The organism is Aquabacterium sp. A08, assembly GCF_011742065.1.
The window spans coordinates 1-5,828 of sequence record NZ_JAAQQT010000679.1; the positions used below are offsets into that span (position 1 = coordinate 1).

General features: G+C 70.2%; 5 protein-coding genes. 2 read left to right on the forward strand and 3 right to left on the reverse strand.

The window, feature by feature from the left end:
* Window positions 1–305 (reverse strand): enoyl-CoA hydratase-related protein (locus HA630_RS17065; RefSeq protein WP_208300137.1); only part of this gene is annotated, 305 nt, incomplete at its 3' end.
* Window position 306: 1 nt separating this feature from the next.
* The gene (locus HA630_RS17070; RefSeq protein WP_166836209.1) at window positions 307–1,827 is read right to left on the reverse strand and encodes a 3-hydroxyacyl-CoA dehydrogenase; all 1,521 of its coding nucleotides are present in this window, start codon (window positions 1,825–1,827) and stop codon (window positions 307–309) included.
* Window positions 1,828–1,918: 91 nt separating this feature from the next.
* Here HA630_RS17070 and HA630_RS17075 point away from each other — a divergent pair, with 91 nt between their 5' ends.
* Entirely contained in the window at window positions 1,919–3,856 is a 1,938-nt protein-coding gene (locus HA630_RS17075) for a hypothetical protein (protein ID WP_166836208.1), read from the forward strand.
* A gap of 16 nt (window positions 3,857–3,872) precedes the next feature.
* Here the strand turns inward: HA630_RS17075 and HA630_RS17080 are convergent, their stop codons facing one another.
* Complete coding sequence (locus tag HA630_RS17080) at window positions 3,873–4,880, reverse strand: D-2-hydroxyacid dehydrogenase family protein (protein WP_166836210.1); 1,008 nt, start codon at window positions 4,878–4,880, stop codon at window positions 3,873–3,875.
* Window positions 4,881–4,959: 79 nt separating this feature from the next.
* Between HA630_RS17080 and HA630_RS17085 the strand changes: the two genes are divergently transcribed.
* A partial coding sequence (locus HA630_RS17085) for an MFS transporter (RefSeq protein ID WP_371809275.1) occupies window positions 4,960–5,828 on the forward strand: 869 nt, incomplete at its 3' end.

The window sequence follows — 5,828 nt, forward strand, 5'->3', positions numbered from 1 at the left end:
ACCACCGGCTTGGCCACGCTGCGCACCGCCTCGATCCAGCTGTGCAGGCCCTCGATGCTGTCGGCCTGCACCTGGGGCGGCTGCTGGCGGTTGCCGAGCAGCCGCTGCAGGTTGCCGCCGGCGCAGAAGTGCGCGCCCTCGCCGGTGAGGACGATGGAGCGCACCTCCGGGTTGCTGTCGGCGGCGTTGATAGCCTCGACGCCGGCGGCGTACATCTCGGGGCCCAGGGCGTTGCGGTGCTCGGGGTTGCTGATGGTCAGCACCAGGGTGGCGCCGACGCTGTGGCTTTTGAGGCAGGCGGTCATCTCAGGCCTCCACGTGTTGCAGGCTCAGGCCCAGGGCGCCGCGGCGGCGCAACCAGGGCGAGGGGCGGTAGCGTGGGTCGCCGTACACCGTCTGCAGGTTGAACAGGATTTCCAGCACGCTGGTCGGGCCCAGCTTGTCGCCCATGGCCAGCGGCCCCAGCGGGTAGCCCAGGCCCAGCGTCACCGCGGTGTCGAGGTCCTGCGGGCTGCAGATGCCTTGCTGGCAGATGTCGCTGGCGATGTTGACGATGGTGGCCACCACGCGCTGCGTCACAAAGCCGCCACTGTCCTTGATGACGCTGACCGCCTTGCCGTCGCGGGCGAACAGCGCGTGGGCGGCGTCGCGCATGTCGGGCCGGGTGGCGGGGTTGGTGGCCAGCACCCGGCGCTTGACGGCCGCGTCGGGCAGCACCATGTCGATGCCGACGGTGCGGCTGGCGTCCAGCCGTTCCACCGCGGCCACGGTCGTCACGTCGTGGCCCAGCGGGGCGACCAGGATCAGCGCCTGCGGGGACGGCTGTTGCGCGGTTTCGATGCGGGCCCCCAAGTCTTTGAGCAGCTGGTACAACTCGGCGCGGCGCGCGGCCCGGGCCGGTACCCACACCGGCGGCAGTTCGGCCACGGTGGGCACGGGCGGCTCGGGCGGCACCTCGGCCTGGCCGTTGGGGTAGCGGTAGAAGCCTTCGCCCACCTTTTTGCCCAGCAGGCCGCCGGCCAGACGCTGTGCGGTGATGACGCTGGGGCGGTAGCGCGCTTCCTCGTAGTACTGGTGGTAGATCGATTCCATCACCGGGTGCGACACGTCCAGTGCGGTCAGGTCCATCAGCTCGAAGGGGCCGAGCTTGAAGCCCATCTGGTCCTTCAGGATGCGGTCCACCGTGGCGAAGTCGGCGACCTGTTCGCCGACAAGGCGCAGCGCCTCGGTGCCGTAGCCACGGCCGGCGTGGTTGACGATGAAGCCCGGGGTGTCCTGCGCCAGCACCGGGGTGTGGCCCATGGCGCGGGCGTAGGCGCTCAGGCGCTGGCAGACTGCCGGGTCGGTTTTCAGGCCGGCGACCACCTCCACCACCTTCATCAGCGGCACCGGGTTGAAAAAGTGGAAGCCCGCCAGCTGCTGCGGCCGCTGCAGGCCGTGGGCAATGGCCGTGACCGACAGCGACGAGGTGTTGGTGGCCAGCACCGCGGTGTCGGCCAGCACGGTTTCCAGCTGTTTGAAGACGGCCCGTTTGATGTCGAGCCGCTCGATCACGGCCTCCACCACCAGGTGGCATGAGGCCAGTTCGGCCAGGGTGGTGGCCGGACGCACCCGTGCCGTGCAGGCCTGCGCCTGTTCGGCGGTGATCTTGCCTTTTGCGGCCAGTTTCAGCCAGGTGTCGTTGAGCAGGGCGATGGAGGCTTCGACGGCGGCGAGTTGGGTGTCGAACAGCCAGACGGTGCTGCCGGATTGGGCCGCGATCTGGGCGATGCCCCGACCCATGGCACCGGCACCGACGATGCCGACGTGTTCAAAAGTGTGGTTCATGCGGTCTGTGGTGGGAAATGAAAAAAAGGGATGTGCCAGAATGTAGCGTCAATAAAAACGCAAGACCGATGTCATGGGCAAGGAACGCAAAATGTTCAAACTGGCGGTGGGCGGCACGTGGCTGGTGACGGCGGTGCAGGGCTGGGCCTTGTCCCTTGGTGCGGTGCAAGGCCAGGTGATTATCGGGCGACCCCTCGACATTCTGGTGCAAAGCAGCGTCGACGCCTCGGAAGCGGCCAGTGGCCTGTGCCTGGAGGCTACCGTGCTGTACGGCGACGCGCGTGTGCCCAGCCAGGCCGTGTCCGCCACGGTGCACCGGGTGGGCGGCGAAGGCGTGGGTGCCCTGCGGGTGCGGGCCAGCGAGCCGGTGACCGAACCCATTGTCACCGTGGTGTTGCGGGCCGGGTGCCCGCAGACTTTCCGGCGCAGTTACGCCTTGTTGGCCGATGTGGAAGTCGCCCCGGCGACGGCCGCCGCTGTGGCATCGCCGGTGGCCGCTGCCCCCGTGCGCCGCCCCCCTGAACCGCCTGCCACCAGCGGCGCAGTGCTGGACACGCCCCGTGCGCCCGCCAGCCCGCCGGTGGCACCGCGTGCCCCCGCTCCCGCCCGCGCCGCGCCGGCCGCAATGCCATCCCCGGCGCCAGCGACCGCGCCCGTGGCCCGCGCCGAGCCCGAAACCCCGGTGCGGCTGTCGGCACCGGCCGCCCGTCCGGCGGGCGTGGTGCGCCTGAAAACCAAACAACGGCCGCCGGTCCCAGTCGCGCAGGCCGTGGCCGATGGGGCGCCCGCAGCGCCCAGTCCCCTGCAATCGGCGCTGCCGCCCGACACCGCCGGCCCGCGACTCAAGCTGGACCCGCTCGACCTGAGCCCCAGCGGCGCTCCGGTCGCCCCGGTGGGAGAGACCGCCCCAGCGCCCGGCGAAGCGCCGTCCGCCGCTGCCAGTGCCGACGTGGCGCCCAGCGCAGAGCCCAACGCCCCCGATGTGGCAGCGGTGGCCCAGGAACTGGACACCCTGCGCGTCGAGCAGGAACGCCTGCGGCTGGCGCTGGAGACCATGAACGCCCAGCTGGCCCAGGCCGAGGCCAATCGCCTGCAGCACCCGGTGGTGTACGCCCTGGGTGCGGCCGTGCTGGCGCTGCTCGGCGGCCTGGCCTGGCTGTGGCGCCGCCAGCGTTCCCGCAGCGCAAGCGAAGCCGCGCCCGCCATGCCCTGGTGGGAAACCGGCTTGCCCACGGGTACCGAGGCCGCGCCGGGGGGCCACCCGCAGCCTGCCGAGGCCTTGCCCACCGTGTCCACCGTGGCAGCTGCTCCGGCCGCCGCACCGGCTTCCGGGGGCTGGCCCCCGGCCGGTGAGGTGGACGGGTTGGAGGTGACGGAGGCTGGCGAATCCTTGTTCCGCGAGGTTCCGGTGGCGACGCTGGACGAAGAGTCGCTGCAAGACCTGTGGCAGCAGGTGGATTTTTTCACCTCGATGGGCCGCCACCCGGAGGCGATGGATCGGCTCAAGGCCTACGCCACCGAACACCCCCGTGCCTCGGAGGCCCCCTACCTGCGCTGGTTGACGCTGGCCGAGGCGGTGGGCACGGCCGAAGACCGTGCCGTGGCCCAGGCGTTTTACGAGCACCATTTCCAGCGGCTGGCGCCAGTGGCTGCGTTGCGGGGCGGTGCCGGTCTGGAAGACGACGGTGGCTATTGCGCCCAATTGGTCCGGCACTGGCCGGCGCCAGAGGCCCGCGAATGGCTGCTCGCCGGATTGGTCAGCCAGCCGGGCGATCCGGCTTCGCCCTTGCAACACCGCAGCCTGCAGGCCTTCGACGACCTGCTGTGCCTGCTGGGCACCCTGGCCTTGCGCGATGGCACGCCTTTCGAGGCCCCGTCACCGGCTGCGGCATCGGCCGGGCCCGAACCCCTGGATTTCGACTTTTTCACCTGGGAGTCGGCGCCCGAGCCCCTGAAGCACAAGCCCAACGGCCCAGCGCCCGAACCCAGCGGGCCCGCGACCGGCCAGAAACCGCCAAGCGCGACCTGAGGGGTACGCGGCGGCCTCAGCGCCGCATCTGCAGGGCCCCCGGGTTCACCAGATTGGTGGGGGTGCCCTTAATGTAGTTGACCACGTTGTCGAACGCGGCCGAGAAGTACTGCTCGTAGCTGTCTTGCTCCACAAAACCGATGTGGGGCGTGCAGATGCAGTTCTCCAGCCGCAGCAGGGCGTGGCCCTGCAGAATCGGCTCGGACTCGAACACGTCCACCGCCGCCATGCCCGGCCGCCCGCGGTTGAGCGCGGCCACCAGCGCGTCGGGTTGCAGCAGTTCCGCGCGGGAGGTGTTGACCAGCAGCGCGGTCGGCTTCATCAGGCCCAGGTCGTCCAGCGAGATGCAGCCCTGCGTGGTTTCGCCCAGCCGCAGGTGCAGGCTCAGCACGTCGGCGGTGGCGAACAAGGCTTCCTTGGAGGCGGCCACCTCGTAGCCGTCGTTCAGCGCTCGCTGGCGCGACGCTTCGCTGCCCCAGACCAGCACCCGCATGCCAAACGCCCGGCCATAACCCGCCAGCAACTGGCCGGTGGCGCCGTAGCTCCACACCCCCAGGGTCTTGCCGCGCAGCACCATGCCCACGCCAAAATTGGGCGGCATGGAGGCCGACTTCAGCCCCGACTGCTGCCACACGCCGTGCTTGAGGTGTGCCACGTACTGGGGGATGCGGCGCATCGCCGCCATGGTCAGCGCCCAGGCCAATTCGGCACTGGCCACGGGCGAGCCCACGCCGTCGGCCACCGCCACGCCGTGTTCGGTGCAGGCGTGAACGTCGATGTGCGGGCCCACCTTGCCGGTCTGGGCGATCAGCTTGAGCTTGGGCAGCTTTTCCAGCAGTTGCCGGGTGATCTGGGTGCGTTCGCGGATCAGCACCAGAATGTCGGCATCGCGCAGCCGCACCGACAACTGCCCCACGCCCTTGACGTTGTTGGTGAACACCTTGGCCGGATAGGCCTCCAGTTTGGCCGCGCAGGGCAGCTTGCGCACCGCGTCCTGGTAGTCGTCGAGGATGACTATGTTCATGGCCCGCTATTGTGCCCCGTGCCGGGCGGCGCCACTCCGGCGACAGCGCCCGAGGCCCGAATGTTTTACGATTTGGCACATGTCTGTGACCCTTGCCGAAGCCGCGGCCCCGCCCGCGCCGAGTGTGCCCCTGCGCCAAGACGCGGCGGTGATGGGGCTGGTGGGCCTGGCCCACGCCACCTCCCACTTCAGCCACCTGCTGCTGCCCCCCCTGTTCCCGGTGTTCATGGCCGAATTCGGCCTGAGCTTTTCCGAGGTGGGGCTGCTCATGTCGGTGTTTTTTTTGGTCTCGGGCGTGGGGCAGGCCTCGGCCGGCTTTCTGGTGGACCGGGTGGGCGCGCGCCCGGTGCTGTTCGCGTCCATCGTGCTGTTTGCGCTGTCGGCGGCGGTGGCCTCGCTGGCCCAGGGCTACACCGGGCTCATGGCGTCGGCGCTGCTGGCCGGGCTGGGCAACGCGCCCTTCCACCCGGTGGATTTTTCCATCCTGAACCAGCGGGTGTCGGCGCCGCGCCTGGGCCACGCCTTCAGCGTCCACGGGCTGACCGGCAACCTGGGCTGGGCCCTGTCGCCGGTGTTTCTGGTGGGCGTGTCGGCCCTGGCCGACTGGCGCCTGGCCTACCAGTCGGCCGTGGTGCTGTACCTGGCCGTGCTGGCCGTGCTGGTGTGGCAGCGCGACAAACTGCACACCAACACCGTGCGTCGCGCGCCCGAGGCCAGCCGGGCGTCCGACCTGGCGTTCATGCGCCTGCCGGTGGTCTGGTGGTGTTTCGCCTTCTTCCTGCTGTCCACCGTCACCCTGGCGGTGGTGCAGACGTACTCGGCCTCCATCCTCAAGGCGGTGCACGGGGTGACGCTGGAGGCCGCCACCTTCACCCTGACGGCCTACATGCTCTGCGGCGCCGTGGGCATGCTGGTGGGCGGTTTCGTGGCCAGCCACAGCCGCCACAG

What these genes read in the sequence shown, in the direction of transcription:
- HA630_RS17070 (WP_166836209.1), bottom strand. Translation starts at nt 1,827, where the DNA reads ATGAACCACACTTTTGAACACGTCGGCATCGTCGGTGCCGGTGCCATG.
- HA630_RS17075 (WP_166836208.1), top strand. Translation starts at nt 1,919, where the DNA reads ATGTTCAAACTGGCGGTGGGCGGCACGTGGCTGGTGACGGCGGTGCAG.
- HA630_RS17080 (WP_166836210.1), bottom strand. Translation starts at nt 4,880, where the DNA reads ATGAACATAGTCATCCTCGACGACTACCAGGACGCGGTGCGCAAGCTG.